A 16,921-nucleotide genomic window follows, 5' to 3' on the forward strand; every position below is an offset into this window, starting at 1 on the left:
ACAGGAGGTGGTGACGCTGACGTCCACCACGATGACGACGACGCTCGCGGCCGACTCGGTGCTGCGTCTGCACGTCGGAGTCCTCGACTATCTGCTGATCGCGATCTACTTCGTGTTCGTGCTCGGCATCGGGTACCTGGCACGCAGCCAGATCTCCACCAGCCTGGACTTCTTCCTGTCCGGCCGGCGCCTTCCCGCCTGGGTCACCGGTCTGGCGTTCGTCTCGGCCAACCTCGGCGCGGTCGAGATCATGGGCATGTCCGCCAACGGCGCGCAGATCGGCCTGGCGACCATGCACTACTACTGGATCGGCGCCGTGCCGGCCATGATCTTCCTCGGCATCGTGATGATGCCCTTCTACTACGGCTCCAAGGTGCGCAGCGTCCCGGAGTTCATGCGCAAGCGCTTCGGGCCCGGCGCCCACCTGGTCAACGCGATCAGCTTCGCCGTGGCCCAGGTGCTCATCGCCGGGGTCAATCTGTTCCTACTGGCCACGGTCATCAACGTGCTGCTGGACTGGAACCGCTGGATCTCGCTGATCGTCGCCGCGCTCATCGTGCTCACCTACACCGCGCTGGGCGGGCTCTCGGCCGCCATCTACAACGAGGTGCTGCAATTCTTCGTCATCCTCGCCGCCCTGGTGCCCCTGACGATCTTCGGCCTCATCAAGGTCGGCGGCTGGAGTGGATTGCGGGACAAGGTGATCGACACGGTCAACGCCGACGCCGCGGTGACGGCGTCGGCGCACGAGCAGCTCACCAGCTGGCCGGGCCAGGCGCTCAGCGGCTTCGACAGCCCGCTCTGGTCGGTGATCGGCATCGTGTTCGGCCTCGGCTTCGTCCTGTCCTTCGGGTACTGGACCACCAACTTCGTCGAGGTGCAGCGCGCCATGGCGTCGGACTCCATCTCGGCGGCGCGGCGCGCACCGATCATCGCGGCGTTCCCGAAGATGTTCATCCCGTTCGTCGTCGTGGTGCCCGGCATGATCGCCGCCGCGGCCATCGGCGACCTCATCAACCTCAAGTCGACGGGGTCCGGAGACATCACCTACAACGACGCGATGCTGCTGATGATCCGCGACATCCTGCCCAACGGCCTGATCGGCGTCGCGGTCGCCGGCCTCATCGCGTCGTTCATGGCCGGCATGGCCGCCAACGTCTCGGCGTTCAACACCGTGTTCAGCTACGACATCTGGCAGCAGTACGTCGTCAAGGACCGCTCGGACGCCTACTACATCCAGGTCGGCCGCGTCGCCACGCTCGGTGCGACGGTGCTGGCGGTGTTCACCGCGCTCATCGCGGCGGGCTACTCCAACCTGATGGACTACCTGCAGACGCTGTTCGGCTTCTTCAATGCGCCGCTGTTCGCCACGTTCATCCTCGGCATGTTCTGGAAGCGCATGACCGCCACCGCCGGCTGGGCCGGCCTGGTCGCCGGAACACTGTCCGCGGTCACGGTATTCGTGCTCTCCGAGGTCGGCGTGATCGACCTGCCCGGCCAGGGCATGCCGTTCCTGGCCGCTGCGGCAGCCTTCATCGTCGACATCGCGGTGAGCGTCGTCGTCAGCTACGCGACCACACCCAAGCCGGTGGCCGCCCTCGCCGGGTTTGTCTACTCCGAGACCCCGGTCCAGATCTTCGCCGACCCCGAATCCGACGGCAAGGCCTGGTATCTGCGACCGGTGCCGCTGGCCGGGGTGATGCTGGCCCTGGCCGTCGTCCTCAACATCGTCTTCCACTAGCGAGGAGCCACCATGAGTGCACCGAAGGCCGTGTCCCGAATCTTCGACATCCGCAACATCATCGGCGCCCTGCTCGGCATCTACGGCGTACTGCTGACCCTTGCCGGGCTGGTGCCCAGCCTGGTCGCCCACCACGACGACGAGGCCGCGGCGAACAACACCGTCGACCTCTACGTCGGCACCGACGCCAACTGGTGGGTCGGCGTCGCACTGCTGGCGGTGGCGGCCACCTTCATCGCCTGGGCGGCGCTGCGGCCGGTCGTCGCCGCACCGCCGTCGGCCACCGAGTAGAGCCGCCCAGCAACGCAAGACGCCGTGTGGGCGTCGCCGAACACGTCGGCGACGCCCACACGGCGTGGACGCGTGCGGTTCTACTCGACGACGAAGACCGGGATCTGACGGTCGGTCTTGGTCTGGTACTCGGCGTAGGGCGGGTAGGCCTCGACCGCGAGCTTCCACCAGTGCTCGCGCTCCTCGCCGGAGATCTCGCGGGCGGTGCCCTCGAGAACCTTCTCGCCGTCCTGCACCGTCACGGCGGAGTTGGCCTTGACGTTGAAGTACCAGCTCGGGTGCTTCGGATCGCCGCCCTTGGACGCCACCATGGCGTACTTGCCGTTCTCCTCGACGCGCATCAGCGGCACGTACCGCTTCTTGCCGGATTGCGCGCCGGTCGTCGTGAAGAGCACGATCGGGCGGTCGAGGACCTCGACGCCGTCGGTCGTGCCCTGCGCCAGGATGCGCTCGGTCTGTTCGCGGACCCAGTCGGTGGGGCTCAGTTCGGCTTCACTCACGTCCGGCGCCAACACCGGATCGTCGAGCGTTATTCCCGCACCGGCGTGTCGTGCGGCGTGTCGCGTCCGGTGAACTGCGCGGCCACGTCGGCGACCCGCCGCACCTGATCGATGTCGACGCTGGTAGGGATCAAGTGCACCTCGTCGGCGCCGATGTCCTCGAAGCGCCGCAGGACGGCCAGCAGGTCCTCCTCGTCACCGGCCCACCCCGTGGTCGGGGCCATCGCGTCGACGAACTCCTCGGGAATCCAGTTCATGTACCGGCGCAGATGCCGGTGCACCTGAGCGCGCGCCGCGTCGCGAGGGCCCATCGCGAACCAGAAGCTCGTCGCCAGCCGGGGCGCCGGCTTGCCGGCCTCGGCCCACGCCGTACGCGCCACGTCGAACAGCTCGGCCTCGCGGTCGACGTTCAGGTCGAGCGTCGTCCCCGCCACGCCGTCGGCCCACGCCGCGGCGCTGCGGATGGTCTTCGGCCCGATCGTGCCGACCACCAGTCGCGGACCGGGCGACTGCACCGGCCGCGGCCCCACCGGCAACACGGAGTCGGCGACCTTCTCCCCCGCCCACACCCGCTTCATCACGGCCACCCGCTCGGCCATCCCCCGCATGGTCTGCGTCGCGGTGTCGGCGCCGACGGACGCATAGTCCTCGTGCCGTCCACCGACGCCCAACCCGACCGTGAGCCGCCCACCGCTGAGCAGGTCGCCCGTCGCGAGTGACTTCGCCAGCAACACCGGGTCGTGCAACTGCGGGACGATGACCGTGGTGACCAGCCGGACGCGGTCGGTCCATGCCGACAGCGCACCGAGCAGCGTCAGCGACTCGGGGTTGTCGAAGCAGATCCGCTCACCCCAGCACAGCGACGAGAACGGGCCGCCGTCGACGAGCCGGGCCCACGCCTTCAGGGTGGCGGCGTCGAGGTTGGGCTCCATCACCGGCATCGTCATCCCGATCTGCACGTGCGGATTCTGGCACGCCCGGGGGTTTTCCCCCGTCGGAATCTCCGGCAATCGCCGTGTCGCGGGCGCCGCGCGGTCCCTAGGTTGAGGTCATGGTCGACGTGATGACGCCCTCCGAACCCCTGGACGCGCCGGTCGCGGGCCCCGCGCCCGCCACCGCTGCCGAAGGTCCCGCGCCGGTGCGCCGCATCGGGCTGGTGCCGACGGCGTCGATGGTCAGCGGCGCCGCCCTCGGCATCGTGTGGTTCTGGATTCCGCTCGGGCTGTTGATCGGCGGGGTGTCGGCGATCCCGTCGGTGGTCGGCTTCGCGCTCGCCGTCGTCGTGTTCGTCTACCTCGTCCGCGGCATCGACCGGGTGGAACGCGTGCGCAGCGAGGCCGTGTTCGGGATGGGCATCGGCGTACCGCCGCGAAAGCAGTCCCCGTACACCGGGTTCCAGGGGTGGGCGCACCAGCTCTGGCTGGACCTCGGCAGCGCCCGGTTCTGGAAGGCGTTCGGCCACCACTACCTCCGGTTGGCCTACGACATCCTCGCGACGGGGGTCGCACTCGCGCTGGTGGTGTTCGCCTTCGCCGCACCGGCCGTCGCCACCGCCATCGACGCGAGCGACGACGCCGCCGGGCTCGCCTTCGTTTCACCGCCACTGGCGTGGCTGCTGGCGGTCGTGGCCGTTGCGGCGGCCGTCGCGATCCTCGTGGTGGCGCCGGCGCTCGACGCGCGCATCGACCGGTGGCTGCTGCCGCCGTCGGCGACGGCCGCCCTGCAGCACGAGGTCACCGCCCTGACCGACGCACGGGAGGGCGCCGTTTCCTCCGCCCACACCGAGCGCAGCCGCATCGAACGCGACCTGCACGACGGCGTGCAACCGCGGCTGGTGTCGCTCGCCATGACGATCGGCCTGGCTCGCACCAAGCTCGACAGCGATCCCGCCGAGGCGCGCACGCTGATCGAGGAGGCCCACGACAGTGCCAAGAGCGCACTGGCCGAACTGCGCAACGTCGTCCGCGGGATCGCGCCGACCATCCTGTCCGACCGCGGCCTGGACGCCGCGCTCTCGGCGGTCGTGCAGCGTACGCAGAGCGCGGGCGTGCCGACGACGCTCGACGTACACCTGCCGCGGCGGCTGCCCGAGGAGGTCGAGGCGTGCGCGTACTTCGTCGTCGCCGAGGCACTCACCAACGTCGTCAAGCACGCCCGCGCCGGTCAGGCGATCGTCACCGTGCGACTCGACGAGTCCGCCGACACGCTGCACGTCTCGGTGTTCGACGACGGTGTCGGCGGCGCGGAGGCACCGGCCGGCGAGAACACCACCGGCCTGCGGGGTCTCGGCGACCGGGTGCGCGCCGCCCGTGGCACGTTCACCGTGACCAGCCCCGCCACCGGCCCGACGATCGTGACGGCGGTGCTGCCATGCGCATCGTGATCGCCGAGGACTCCGCGCTGCTGCGTGCCGGCATCGAGCGCATCCTGGGCGACGCCGGGCACGACGTCGTCGCGGGCGTCGCCGACGCCACCGACCTGCTCCGCATCGTCAACGAGCTGCGGCCCGACCTCGCGATCCTCGACGTGCGGATGCCGCCGACCTTTACCGACGAGGGCATCCGCGCGGCGGCGCTGCTGCGCAGTCAGAACCCCGAATCGCCGGTGCTGGTGCTCTCGCACTACGTCGAGGAGCGCTACGCCGCGGACCTGATCGCCTCGGACACCCGCGGATTCGGCTACCTCCTCAAGGACCGGGTGGCCGACGTGCCGGCCTTCCTCGACGCCGTCACCGTCGTCGGCGGCGGCGGCACGGTGCTCGACCCCGAGGTGGTGTCGCAGATCCTGGTGCGGTCCCGGCAGCGCTCGGCGCTCGATGCGCTCAGCCCGCGGGAGACCGAGGTGCTGCAGCTGATGGCCGAGGGCCGCACCAACTCCGCCATCGCCGCCGCACTGCACGTCTCGGTCGGATCGGCCGAGAAGCACATCGCCTCCATCTTCACCAAGCTCGGCCTCGCCCCCGACGAGAGCGAGAACCGCCGCGTCCTCGCCGTCCTGCGCTACCTCGAATCCTGAACCGACCTCGAATCCTGAACCGACCTCGAATCACGAACCGACCTCGAATCATGAACCGACCGAGAGGGAACCCCGTCGTGACCACCATCGCTCCTCCCCCGCTCAGCCCCGGCGGCCGCACCGCGTTCCGGGTCTTCCTCGTCGTGGTCGCGACCGTCGCCGTGGTGGGCACCGTCGTCGCCCTCGGGGCGACGGCCTGGGGCGTCAGCACGTTCCGGGTCGTCGCCGACGAGAAGACGCTGCCGGCCGGCACCCGCACGCTGACGATCGACACCGGCGACGTCCCCGCCGCCGTCCGGCTCCGCACCGACCGCGACGCCGTCGAACCGCGCATCACCATGCGCCTGCTCGACACCGCCCGTTCGGGCGAGCAGGCACTGGACGTGCGCACCTCCGGCTCGGACACCCGCGTCGTCGTTGCCGGCGCCCGGGCCGACGTCCTGGGCTGGGGTCGGGCCGGCGAGATCACGGTGAGCCTGCCGCCCGAGACGTCCCGGCGGCTCGCGGTCACCACGCGGCAGGGCACTGGCGTGCTGTTCGCCGGCGCCGACCTCGACTCCCTGACCGCCACCAACGCCGACGGCGCGGTGGTGCTCGGCGGGTCGGCCCGTCGCCTCGAGGTGCGCACCCAGGACGCCGACGTCGTGACCCGCGAACCCGTCGCCGTCGCCGAGTCGTTCGTCGCCGACACGGTGAACGGCGACGTCACCGTCGACTTCGCCGACGCCGCCCCCGCGACGATCGAGGCGGCGACCGAGACGGGCGACGTCGCGCTCGGCCTGCCCGACCCCGGCCCCTACCTGGTGCGTGCTTCCGGCACGTCGACCCGGGTGCGGGTGTCGGAGACCGAGGATGCCGGCCGTGCCGCCGCCCGGGTCACCGTGCGCGCCGGTGACGGCAGTGCCGTGGTCGACCGGTCGGGTGCGCCGCGCCTCGCCCGGCACGACCGCCCCTGAGCAGGGTTCATGTGAGCCGCCTATGAATCGACTGGCGGCGGAACCGATGCTCGGCAGAATGAGGGCATGACGACGTCGCAGGTCGGCGGTGCAGCGCCACGGCAAGCCGCGCTGGGCCGTCTGCCCCGCATGTACCGGGCCGACGGATCACCGATCCGGGCACTGCTAGTCGACGACGAACGCGCCCTGACCAACCTCGTCCAGATGGCGCTGAAGTTCGAGGGCTGGACGGTCGACGTCGCGCACGACGCCGCGGAGGCCGTCGCCCGCTACCGCGCCAACACCCCCGACGTCGTCGTCCTCGACATCATGCTGCCCGACATGGACGGCCTCGGCGTACTCGAGCGGCTGCGGGAGTCGGGCGGCTACACCCCGATCCTGTTCCTCACCGCGCGCGACTCGGTCCGCGACCGCGTCAACGGCCTGACCGCCGGCGGCGACGACTACATGACCAAGCCCTTCAGCCTCGAGGAACTGGTCGCGCGCCTGCGCGGGTTGCTGCGCCGCTCGGCGTATCTCACGCCCGAGGACGAGCAGGTACTCACCGTCGGCGACCTCGTCCTCGACGGCTCCAGCCACACGGTCACCCGCGGCGGCACCGACATCGCCCTCACGTCCACCGAATACGAGCTGCTGCGCTTCCTGATGCGCAATCCCCGACGGGCGGTCGCCCGCCAGGAGATCCTGGATCGCGTGTGGAACTACGACTTCGGCGGTCGGTCCAGCATCGTGGACCTCTACGTGTCCTACCTGCGCAAGAAGATCGACTCCGGTCGCGCACCCATGCTGCACACGGTGCGCGGCGTCGGCTACGCGCTGCGGCCCGTCGAATGAGCAGCGTGCGGCGCCGCGGCTGGCGCACCTGGCCGCTGCGCCGGCAGCTGGTGCTCGGCGTCTCCGCGGTGGTGGTGACGGTGCTCATCACGGTGGGCACCATGTCGGTGCTGACGCTGCGCTCGTCGGTGACCGGCATCGTCGACACCCAATTGACCGCTGCGGCAGACGGTTTCAGTCAGAGCGTGGCCAAGTACCGCGCGACGCCGCTGCCCGACGGCGGCGGACTGCCACCTGCGGACGCCGTCAAGCCGCTCCACCTCGTCATCGGGCAGGCACCGGGAAACATCATCGTCGCGACCCGTGACGGACGGGTCGTCGACTCGGCCATGTTCGGTGACGGCGAGGCGACCGACGCACCCGCCGAAGCGGTCGCCGAGCTGACCGAGCACGCCGAGCAGGTCGGCAGCGCGCACAACCTGTGGTTGTCGGGCCTCGGCAAGTACCGCATGACGAGCCGGACCAGCGGTCCCGGCGAGGTTCTGATCACCGCGGCGTCGCTGCGCCAGGCCAGCGCCGCCGCGACGCGCGAGACGATCATCGTCGCCGCGCTCACCGCGCTGGCGCTCATCGTCACGGCCGCGGGCACGTTGGCGATCGTGCGGGTGGCGCTACGTCCGCTCGGCCGGGTCGCCGCCACCGCCGCCGAGGTCGCCGCCACGCCACTGAGCCGCGACCGCTACGCCATCACCCCGCGCGTCCCCGCCGGCGACACCGACCCGCGCACCGAGGTCGGTCTGGTCGGCGACACGCTCAATCAACTGCTCGCGCACGTGGAGGGGGCGCTGACCGACGTCGCCGCCTCCGACCGCCGCATGCGCCAGTTCATCACCGACGCCAGCCACGAACTGCGCACCCCGCTCGCGGCGATCGGCGGCTACGCCGAACTCACCCGGCAGGACAGTTCCGTGCTGCCGGAGACCACCGAGTACTCGCTCGCGCGCATCGAGGCCGAGGCGGCGCGGATGAACGCGCTGGTGTCCGACCTGCTGCTGCTGGCCCGGTTGGACGAGGGCCAGGATCTGGAGAAGACCGACGTCGACCTGGCGGACCTGGTGGTCAACGCCGTCAACGACGTCGCGGTGTCCGCGCCCGCTCACCGGTGGACCACCACCGTGCCCGACGAACCGGCGTGGGTGCACGGCGACCGCGCGAAATTGCATCAGGCCGTGGCCAATCTGCTGGGCAACGCCCGCGACCACACGCCGGCGGGCACGACGGTGCTGGCCCGCGTCGTCGGTGGGGCGGCCATCCGGCTCGAGGTGCGCGACGACGGCCCGGGCATCGCTCCCGAACTGCAGCCGCACCTGTTCGAACGATTCGTCCGCGCCGACCGCGCGCGTTCCCGCGACTCCGGCAATTCGGGTCTGGGACTGGCGATTGCGCAGTCCATCGTCGAGGCGCACGGCGGGACGATCACCGTGACCTCCGGCGGCGGCGCGACGTCGTTCACGATGACGCTCCCGGCCGCCGAACCGACACGCGCCTACGGTGAGGCCGACCTCGCCATGTCCCGGCAGTAGACCGGTCGGACCGGTCAGGCCGGTCGGGCCGCCCAGGCCGATCAGGCCAACGTGGCCATGACGTCGGCGACCGATCCCGTCCTCGCCTGCCGGAAACCGGTTCCCGCCCAGACGTTGACGCCACCGGGGTCACCGGCCTTGATCGCCGCCGCGCGCAGCGGGCTGGTCAGATAGTGGATCTCGGGATACCCGAACGGCGCGTCCGCGTCGTGGTCCACCACGAACCGGTTGCGCAGCCCACGGGCATACCGCCCGGAGAAGCACCGCGTCACCACGGTCTCGGTCAGCTCCGGATCCCGCAGCGCCGCGCGGTGCACCGGGCTGCTGCCCGCTTCGTCGGTCAGCAGGAACGCGGTACCCAATTGCGCGGCGACCGCGCCGAAGCCGAGGACGTCGGCGACGTCGGCCGCGCTCATCAACCCGCCGGCCGCCACCACCGGCACACCGAGACTCATCGCGGTGGCGCGGACCAGTTGGTCGAGCGGCTGGGTGGCCGGTGAGGCCAGCGGGTCGAAGGTGCCGCGGTGCCCGCCGGCATTCGGTCCCTGCGCGGCGACCGCGTCGACACCGCGCGCCACGGCCTCCTGGCCCTCCGCCAGCGTCGTCACCGTCGCGACCGTGGTGATGCCGAGCCCTTTGAGCCGGTCGATCTCGGCGACCTCGGGCAGCGCGAACGTGAAGGACACCACCTCCGGCCGCAGGTCGCAGACCACGTCGAGCTTCGCCGCCCAGTCGTCGTCGTCCCAGCGCGGTTCGCCGATCCGCACGCCGTAGCGCGTCGCGTCGCCGTCGAGCCCGGCGGCGTAGCGGTGCACGGCGTCGGCCGACGCCACGTTCGGCTGCGGCACGAACAGGTTCACCCCCAGCGGGCCGGTGGTGAGCGCGCGGGCCGCGGTGACGCGCTCCGCGAGTGCATCGGCGCGCAGGTAGCCGGCGGCCAGGAAGCCGAGCCCACCGGCATTCGTTGCGGCAGCGGCCAGTTCGGGCGTGCTCGGACCGCCCGCCATGGGCGCCGCGAGCACCGGAACCGTCAGACCGCGCAGGTCGAAGTCAGCCGTGGGCATGGGCTCCATCCTGCACCGTCGACACCCCCGGCGGGGACGGTGTTGACTCGATGCATGGCCATTGCGTTCAACCACACCATCGTGGCCGCCCGCAACCGCGCGGAGTCGGCCCGCTTCTTCACCGAGCTGTTCGGGCTGCCCGCCGCCGCGGAGTTCGGCCCGTTCCTCGCCGTCGGCGTCGAGCACGGCGTCAGCCTCGACTTCGCCCAGGTCGGCGCGGACGCCGAGATCCACCCCCAGCATTATGCGTTCCTGGTGTCCGAGGACGACTTCGACGCCATCTACGGCCGGATCCGCGACCGCGGACTGCCGCACTGGGCCGATCCGCACGGCCGCCTTCCCGGCGCGATCAACCACCACGACGGGGGCCGCGGCGTCTACTTCCAGGACCCGTCGGGGCACTATCTGGAGATCATCACCCAGCCCTACGGCTCCGGCGGCTGACGGTCGTCAGCCGTGGCCGCGTTGCTCCTCCTGGGTGAGGTAGTCCTCCGCGAGCCCGGCGACGTGGTCGGGTAGGGCACCGGAGGCCACCGCGGCGAGGCTGGTCTCCTCGAGCACCGCCCGCATGCTGGCCCGCAGTGCCCGCCAGACGTCGGTGAGCGCGGCGGTGGGACCGGAGTACGGCAGGTCCCCCAGCCCGATGTCGCGGACGCTGGCCAGCGGACCGTCGATGCAGCGCAGCACGTCGGCGATGCTGATCTCCGCCGCGGGCCGGGCCAGCTCGTAACCGCCGTCGCGGCCGCGGTGGCTGCGCACCAGCCGGTCGGTGCGCAGATCGGACAGGATGTCGACGAGGAACTGCGCCGGGATGCCCTGCGCCCGGGCCAAGTCATCGGTCTTGACCAGCACGCCGTCGTCCACCGTCGCCAGCTGGACCATCGCCCGCACGGCGTACTCCGCCTTGGCCGACATCCGCATGTCAGGAGATCATGCCATCGACACGGCTGCGCCCACGTGCCACACGAGCGACCATCGACACATGAGCACGCGCATCACCTGCTGTCAGATCCCATTGCGCATCGGCGACACCACCGGGAATCGGACGACCGCGCGCACCGCGATCGAGCAGGCAGCCGCCGGCGGCGCCCAGGTCGTGGTGCTGCCCGAGCTGGTGCCCTCGGGGTACGTGTTCGCCGACCGCGCCGAGTTGGAGAGCCTGGCCGAGCCCCGTGACGGGGCGACCGTCGCGGAGTGGAGCGACCTCGCGGCGGCCTTCGGGCTGGTGATCGTCGGCGGATTTCCAGAGGCGGCCGGCGACCGGGTCTACAACAGCGCAGTGGTCGTCGACCCGTCCGGCGTACTCGGGGTCTACCGCAAGACGCACCTGTGGGACACCGAGAACGCCGTGTTCGACCTCGGCGACGAGCCACCGTTGGTCGTCGACACCGAGCACGGCCGCATCGGCGTGATGATCTGCTACGACGTCGAGTTCCCCGAGTGGGTGCGGGCGGTGTCGCTCGCGGGCGCCGACCTGCTGTGCGCACCGGTCAACTGGCCGCTGCTGCCCCGGCCCGAGGGTGAACGGCCCATCGAGATGGTCAAGGTGCTGGCCGGCGCCGGCACGAACCACATGCCCATCGCGGTGTGCGACCGCACCGGCACCGAGCGCGGCGTCGACTGGATCGGCGGGAGCGTCATCACCGACGCCGACGGCTACCCCAGCGTCGTCGCGCAGTTCGGCCACGCCGGCAACGTCAGCGCCGACATCGACCTGGCCGCGTCGCGAGACAAGACGTTCAACGGCCACAACGACTCCCACGGTGATCGTCGCGTCGAGCTGTATCGGCGGACGGCGCTACTGGACTGACCCCTCGGCGAGCGTCCGCACCGAATCCGGCACCGCGATGCCGGGCCGAAGGTCGGGTGCAGGCCGCGGCACGCCGTAGCGCACGTGCATCGGGACCACACCTGCCCACGCCTCCCCGGCGACGTCCGACTCCGGATCGTCGGGCCAGCCCGCGCTCACCTTGAGCGACCACGCCCCGTCGGCGATCGGCATCCGCAGGGCCAGCGTCGCCGCCAACTCCTTGCGCGTGCTGGCCCGCAGTTCCGCCACGCGATGCGGGATGAAGGCGTCGGTGAGGGCGTCGAGGTAGCGGACCTTCTCGGCGTCGGGCACCACCGCGAAGCTGCCGAAGAGCACGGCACTGCGATAGTGGAACGAGGACTCGAAGCTGCTGCGGGCGACGACGACGCCGTCCAGCGTCGTCACCGAGACCGCGACCGGCGCGCCGGCGGCCAGCGCCCGCAGCCATGGCGATCCCGTCGAGCCGTGGATGACGAATTCGTCGGCGACGCGGGCGAATCCGGTCGGGAAGACGACGGGGTGACCGTCGCGCACCATCGCGACGGTTGCGAGTGGCGTGCTTGCCAGCAGCGCGTCGAGCGCCGCGCGGTCACCGGTCTGCTTCTCCGGCAGCCGCGTCACGTCGGTGGTCGGCCTTGTGGGCGGCACCTGGGGTGTCGTCATGACGGAATCGCCGCGGCGTCGGGGACGACGACGGCGAAGAGGTCCTTCAGCGCGGCCAGGCTGGCCGACTGCAGCGCGCCGGCGGGCACGGTCGCCCCGTCGACCCCGGGCAGCGCACGGGTGGCGGTGGCACTCGCGACGACGGTCGGCGCGTAACCCAGGTTGAAGGCCCCGCGGGCGGTCGAGTTGACGCACATGTGCGTCATGAAGCCGGTGAGCACCAGGTTCGTCGCGCCCACGGCCTTGAGGCGTTGATCGAACTCGGTGTCTACGAACGAATTCGGATAGTTCTTGACCACGACGGGCTCACCGTCGCGGGGCGCGACCGCGGCGACGATCGCGCCGCTGTGGCCGTTGACGTCGTACAGCGAGCCGGGGCCGTCGTCGTGCTGGACGTGCACGATCGGAATGCCCGCGGTCCGCGCCCGGTCGAGCAGCGCGGCGATCTCGTCGAGCGCCGCGGCGACGCCGTCGAGTGCCATGACGCCCTCGGTGTAGGTGTTCTGACAGTCGATGAGCACCAGGGTCGAGTCGGTCAGCGCGGCGGGCTCGGTGGGCAGGCTGGCCAGTTCGCGCAGCGTCGGTCTCGTCATCCTTGGCAGCGTAGTCAGCGGTCGCGATTCGGCATCTCCATTTCTGTCGGACCCCGTCGGCAGAATGGGGCCATGTCCCCCGCCGTCGCGACTTCGGTGTCACCGGGTGAGCGGCTGGAGGCGTTGTTCGACCGGTTGGCGGAGCTGACCGGGCAACGCAATGCGATCGACGGCCGGATCGTGGACGTCGTCGCCGAGATCGACCGCGAGGACCTGTGCGGCATGACCGGCGCGAAGTCGGTGCCGGCGTTGGTGGCGTGGAAGACCGGGGTGTCTCCGCGCAACGCCGAGACCATGGTCGCGGTCGCCCGCCGCAGCGCCGAGTATCCGCGGTGCACAGCGGGTTTGCGGGACGGTCGGGTGTCGTTGGATCAGGTGGGGGTGATCGCCGAGCAGGCCGCCGACGGGTCCGATGAGCACTACGCCCCGCTGGTCGAGGTGGCCACGGTGACCCAGCTGCGGACCGCGGTGAAACTCGAACCCCGCCCGCCGCAGCCGACACCGGACCCAAAGCGGTCGATCGGCAAGGCCAGCGACGAGACGTCGTGCACGTGGCGGATCACCCTTCCCCACGACGAGGCCGCGGTGGTCGACGCGGCGTTGGCGTCGCACCTGGACCGGCTGGTCACCGAGTGGAAGGACGACCACGCCGACGGCGCAGACGACCGGTCCGACGGGGCTGGGGGTGCGCCGCCGATGCCGAGCACGGTGGACGCATTCCTGGCGCTGGTGGCTGCGGGCTGGGACAGTGAGGTGGCGGCGCGCCCGCATGGGCAGCGCACCACGGTGGTGGTGCACGTCGACGTCGACCGGCGGGTGGGGTCGCTGCACCTGGGTCCGGTGCTGTCCGACGCCGACCGCCAGTTCCTGACCTGTGATGCGACGTGGGAGGCGTGGTTCGAACGCGACGGCCGCCCGATCGGCTGCGGGCGGGAGTCCCGGCAGATCAGCCGCCGGCTGCGCCGGGCGTTGGAGCATCGCGACCGCTGCTGCGTGGTCCCCGGGTGCGGGGCGACCCGCGGCCTGCATGCGCATCACGTGGTGCATTGGGAGGACGGCGGCACCACCGACCTGACCAACCTGGTGCTGGTGTGCCCGTACCACCACCGGGCGCATCACCGCGGGCTCATTACCATCAGCGGACCGGCCGAGCGCCTCGTCGTCACCGACGCCGACGGCACCGCCCTGCACGACCGAGCGCTGGCTCGAACACCCACCACACCGCCGCCGGACGTACCGCCGTGTCCCGGACCGACCGGCGAACGCGCCCAATGGTGGTGGTACGACCCCTTCCAGCCACAACCACCACCGACGACGAACTAACCCGCGGGATCCACCTCGGCCTCGACCGCCGTGACGGTCAGCACCGCCTCCGCGAGTTCCGGCCGGCACACCACCAGATCGGGTAGCAGTACGTCGGACTGGTTGTAGCGCAGCGGTGTTCCGTCGATGCGCGACGTGTGCAGGCCGGCCGCGCGGGCGACCGCCACCGGGGCGGCCGAGTCCCATTCGTATTGCCCGCCGGCATGCACGTACACGTCGGCGATGCCCTGCACGACCGCGGCGACCTTGGCCCCGGCCGAGCCCATCTCGACGAGCGTGCCGCCCAGGGCGTCGCGCACTGCGAGCGCCACGGCGGGCGGCCGAGTCCGCGACACCACGATGCGCGGCGGGCCGGGTTCGGCCGCCGGCGTCACGACGTCCGGCGTGGCGAGGGTAACGCCCTGGGCCGGCAACGCGACCGCGCCGGCGACCAACTCGCCGTCCTCCCACAGCGCCACGTGCACGGCCCAGTCCTCGCGACCGAGTTCGGAGAACTCCCGCGTGCCGTCGAGCGGATCGACGATCCACACCCGCTGCGAGGTGAGTCGCACCTTGTCGTCGGCACCTTCCTCGCTCAGCACCGCGTCACCGGGCCGCTCGGCCGCCAGCGCCGCCATCAGGAAGTCGTGAGACCGCTTGTCACCCGCGGCCTTCCGCTCCGTCGCCTCGGCGTCGGCGAACTCCTCGCGCACCCGCAGCAGCAGCTCGCCGGCCTCGGTGGCCAGCCGCGTGGCCACCTCGTGGTCGCTCACCCGTCGCCCTTCAGCATGGCGACCACACTATCGGCCAGCTCGTCGGGCGTCGGACCGGGCACCAGCCGCAGGTCGGGGTGCTTGGGCCGCTGGTACGGGCTGTCGATGCCGGTGAAGTGGGTGATCTCCCCGGCACGCGCCTTCGCGTACAGGCCCTTCGGGTCCCGCTTCTCGCAGTCCTCCAGCGGGGTGTCCATGAACACCTCGAAGAAGTCGAACCCCTGATCCGCGTGCACCTTGCGCGCGAGATCGCGGTGTTCCTCGAGCGGGCTGATCGCCGGGACCAGCACCGTCAACCCCGAATCGGCCATCAGCGTGGCGATGTGGGCGAGGCGACGCAGGTTCTCCGCGCGGTCGGCCATGGAGAAGCCGAGATCCGCATTCAGGCCGTGCCGCAGGTTGTCACCGTCCAGAACGTAGGCCGGACAACCGTTCTCGAGCAGCTTCTGCTCCACCAGCATCGCCACCGACGACTTGCCCGAGCCGGACAGGCCGGTGAACCAGACGGTGCGTCCCTTGGACAGCCGATCGTCGGCGCACACCAGCGACTGGTGGCGCACGGTGTTCGGGGTCGACGCGCGGTTGGCCACCGGCGTGGTGTCGCGCACCATGCCCGCTGCGACCGTGCCGTTGGTGTCCGGGTCGATGAGGATGAACGATCCGGTGGCGGAGTTGCGCGAATACTCGTCGAGCAGCAGCGGCACCTGCGTGCGCAGCGTGACGCGGCCGAGTTCGTTGAGTTTCAGGGCCGTCGCGCTCTTGTCCCGGTGCAGCGTATTGACGTCGAGGCGGTAGTCCAGCGCCGTCACCCGCGCCCGCGTGGTGCGAGTGGTGTGCTTGACGACGTACTCCCGGCCCGGTTCGAGCGCCGATCCGTCGGCCATCCAGCACACCGTGGCGTCGAATTCCTGGCTGGCGTGCGCCTGGTTGTTCTCTCGCACGATCATGTCGCCACGGGAGATGTCGATGTCGTCGGCGAGGCTGACCGACACGGCCATCGGCGGGAACGCCTCGTCGACCGGGCCGGTGGGGCCGTGAATCTCGGTGATGCGACTGCTCTTGCCGGTCGGCAGCACCACGATCTCGTCGCCGGGACGCATGACGCCGCTGGCCACCGTGCCGGCGTAACTGCGGTGGTCGGCGTGCTCACGGGTCTGCGGCCGGATCACGTACTGCACGGGGAAGCGCACGTCGACGAGGTTGCGGTCGCCGGCGATGTAGACGTCCTCGAGGTGGCTCAGCAGCGCGGGCCCGTCGTACCACGGCGTGGCGTCGGACTTCGTGACCACGTTGTCGCCGTTGAGCGCCGACAGCGGGATCGTCGTGACGTCCTGCACGTCGAGCCGGGCGGCGAACTCGTGGAAGTCGTCGCGGATCTTCTCGAACACCTCGCGGTCCCAGCCGACGAGGTCCATCTTGTTGACCGCCAGCACGATGTGCCGGATCCCGAGCAGCGACGCCAGGAACGCGTGCCGGCGGGACTGCTCGAGCAGTCCGTGCCGCGCATCGACGAGCACGATCGCCAGCTGCGCGGTCGACGTGCCGGTCACCATGTTGCGGGTGTACTGGATGTGCCCCGGCGTGTCGGCGATGATGAACTTCCGCTTCGACGTGGCGAAGTAGCGGTACGCAACGTCGATCGTGATGCCCTGTTCGCGCTCGGCACGCAGACCGTCAGTGACCAGGGCGAGGTCGGTGTAGTCATTGCCGCGCTCGCGCGACGTGCGCTCGACCGCGGCGAGCTGATCCTCCATCACGGCCTTGCTGTCGTAGAGCAGCCGGCCGATCAACGTGGACTTGCCGTCGTCCACCGACCCCGCGGTGGCGATCCTCAGCAGCGTCGCCATGTCAGTTCC

General features: G+C 70.9%; 18 protein-coding genes. 10 read left to right on the forward strand and 8 right to left on the reverse strand.

Going from position 1 to position 16,921, the window contains the following annotated elements; translation table 11 throughout:
* Nucleotides 1-31: 31 nt before the first annotated feature.
* Together FZ046_RS25290 and FZ046_RS25295 are read left to right on the forward strand one after the other, a co-directional pair.
* The gene (locus FZ046_RS25290; protein WP_070355060.1) at nt 32-1,741 is read left to right on the forward strand and encodes a sodium:solute symporter family protein; all 1,710 of its coding nucleotides are present in this window, start codon (nt 32-34) and stop codon (nt 1,739-1,741) included.
* 12 nt (nt 1,742-1,753) lie between these two features.
* Nucleotides 1,754-2,032, forward strand: coding sequence for a hypothetical protein (locus FZ046_RS25295; RefSeq protein WP_070355041.1), 279 nt, complete (start codon nt 1,754-1,756; stop codon nt 2,030-2,032).
* Between the two features lie 80 nt (nt 2,033-2,112).
* Here the strand turns inward: FZ046_RS25295 and FZ046_RS25300 are convergent, their stop codons facing one another.
* Both FZ046_RS25300 and FZ046_RS25305 read right to left on the reverse strand, forming a co-directional pair.
* The gene (locus FZ046_RS25300; protein ID WP_070355059.1) at nt 2,113-2,532 is read right to left on the reverse strand and encodes a nitroreductase family deazaflavin-dependent oxidoreductase; all 420 of its coding nucleotides are present in this window, start codon (nt 2,530-2,532) and stop codon (nt 2,113-2,115) included.
* 29 nt (nt 2,533-2,561) lie between these two features.
* On the reverse strand, nt 2,562-3,479 hold the full coding sequence (locus FZ046_RS25305; RefSeq protein WP_070355058.1) for an LLM class flavin-dependent oxidoreductase: 918 nt from the start codon (nt 3,477-3,479) through the stop codon (nt 2,562-2,564).
* A 104-nt stretch (nt 3,480-3,583) separates the two neighbouring features.
* Here FZ046_RS25305 and FZ046_RS25310 point away from each other — a divergent pair, with 104 nt between their 5' ends.
* The 5 genes from FZ046_RS25310 (at nt 3,584) to FZ046_RS25330 (ending at nt 8,860) form a co-directional block, all read left to right on the forward strand.
* Complete coding sequence (locus FZ046_RS25310) at nt 3,584-4,915, forward strand: sensor histidine kinase (protein WP_099046020.1); 1,332 nt, start codon at nt 3,584-3,586, stop codon at nt 4,913-4,915.
* On the forward strand, nt 4,903-5,547 hold the full coding sequence (locus FZ046_RS25315) for a response regulator transcription factor (protein ID WP_070355040.1): 645 nt from the start codon (nt 4,903-4,905) through the stop codon (nt 5,545-5,547). Before FZ046_RS25310 ends, FZ046_RS25315 begins: the two co-directional genes overlap by 13 nt.
* Before the next feature lie 77 nt (nt 5,548-5,624).
* Entirely contained in the window at nt 5,625-6,503 is an 879-nt protein-coding gene (locus FZ046_RS25320) for a DUF4097 family beta strand repeat-containing protein (RefSeq protein ID WP_246182859.1), read from the forward strand.
* 66 nt (nt 6,504-6,569) lie between these two features.
* Nucleotides 6,570-7,337 (forward strand): response regulator transcription factor, encoded by a 768-nt coding sequence (locus FZ046_RS25325; protein ID WP_070355038.1) that lies wholly within the window; start codon nt 6,570-6,572, stop codon nt 7,335-7,337.
* Complete coding sequence (locus tag FZ046_RS25330; protein WP_070355037.1) at nt 7,334-8,860, forward strand: sensor histidine kinase; 1,527 nt, start codon at nt 7,334-7,336, stop codon at nt 8,858-8,860. Before FZ046_RS25325 ends, FZ046_RS25330 begins: the two co-directional genes overlap by 4 nt.
* A 41-nt stretch (nt 8,861-8,901) precedes the next feature.
* On the opposite strand, the gene FZ046_RS25335 is transcribed toward FZ046_RS25330, so the two are convergent.
* Nucleotides 8,902-9,924: a nitronate monooxygenase gene (locus tag FZ046_RS25335; RefSeq protein WP_070355036.1), complete on the reverse strand. Its 1,023-nt coding sequence runs from the start codon at nt 9,922-9,924 to the stop codon at nt 8,902-8,904.
* Nucleotides 9,925-9,978: 54 nt separating this feature from the next.
* Between FZ046_RS25335 and FZ046_RS25340 the strand changes: the two genes are divergently transcribed.
* Nucleotides 9,979-10,368, forward strand: a complete 390-nt coding sequence (locus FZ046_RS25340; RefSeq protein ID WP_070355035.1) for a VOC family protein — start codon at nt 9,979-9,981, stop codon at nt 10,366-10,368.
* 6 nt (nt 10,369-10,374) lie between these two features.
* Here FZ046_RS25340 and FZ046_RS25345 read toward each other — a convergent pair whose 3' ends face one another.
* Nucleotides 10,375-10,845 carry an Rrf2 family transcriptional regulator gene (locus FZ046_RS25345; protein WP_070355034.1) on the reverse strand — a complete coding sequence of 157 codons (471 nt, stop codon included), beginning with the start codon at nt 10,843-10,845 and terminating at the stop codon, nt 10,375-10,377.
* A 61-nt stretch (nt 10,846-10,906) separates the two neighbouring features.
* Between FZ046_RS25345 and FZ046_RS25350 the strand changes: the two genes are divergently transcribed.
* Complete coding sequence (locus FZ046_RS25350; protein WP_070355033.1) at nt 10,907-11,734, forward strand: nitrilase-related carbon-nitrogen hydrolase; 828 nt, start codon at nt 10,907-10,909, stop codon at nt 11,732-11,734.
* On the opposite strand, the gene FZ046_RS25355 is transcribed toward FZ046_RS25350, so the two are convergent.
* Entirely contained in the window at nt 11,723-12,397 is a 675-nt protein-coding gene (locus FZ046_RS25355; RefSeq protein WP_070355032.1) for a pyridoxamine 5'-phosphate oxidase family protein, read from the reverse strand. The two genes, FZ046_RS25350 and FZ046_RS25355, sit on opposite strands and share 12 nt — an antisense overlap.
* A complete protein-coding gene (locus FZ046_RS25360) occupies nt 12,394-12,990 on the reverse strand; it encodes a cysteine hydrolase family protein (protein WP_070355031.1) in 597 nt (198 codons plus the stop codon). Before FZ046_RS25360 ends, FZ046_RS25355 begins: the two co-directional genes overlap by 4 nt.
* Nucleotides 12,991-13,062: 72 nt before the next feature.
* On the opposite strand from FZ046_RS25360, the gene FZ046_RS25365 reads away from it, so the two are divergent.
* Complete coding sequence (locus FZ046_RS25365; protein ID WP_070355030.1) at nt 13,063-14,313, forward strand: HNH endonuclease signature motif containing protein; 1,251 nt, start codon at nt 13,063-13,065, stop codon at nt 14,311-14,313.
* Here the strand turns inward: FZ046_RS25365 and FZ046_RS25370 are convergent.
* Both FZ046_RS25370 and cysN read right to left on the reverse strand, forming a co-directional pair.
* Nucleotides 14,310-15,065, reverse strand: coding sequence for a 3'(2'),5'-bisphosphate nucleotidase CysQ (locus FZ046_RS25370; protein WP_070355029.1), 756 nt, complete (start codon nt 15,063-15,065; stop codon nt 14,310-14,312). The genes FZ046_RS25365 and FZ046_RS25370 overlap by 4 nt on opposite strands.
* Entirely contained in the window at nt 15,062-16,912 is a 1,851-nt protein-coding gene (gene cysN / locus FZ046_RS25375) for a sulfate adenylyltransferase subunit CysN (protein ID WP_070355028.1), read from the reverse strand. The genes FZ046_RS25370 and cysN overlap by 4 nt, the downstream gene beginning before the upstream one ends.
* Between the last annotated feature and the right edge of the window lie 9 nt (nt 16,913-16,921).

Origin of the sequence: Mycolicibacterium grossiae (assembly GCF_008329645.1) — a bacterium.
In the GTDB taxonomy this organism is placed as follows: Bacteria; Actinomycetota; Actinomycetes; order Mycobacteriales; family Mycobacteriaceae; genus Mycobacterium; species Mycobacterium grossiae.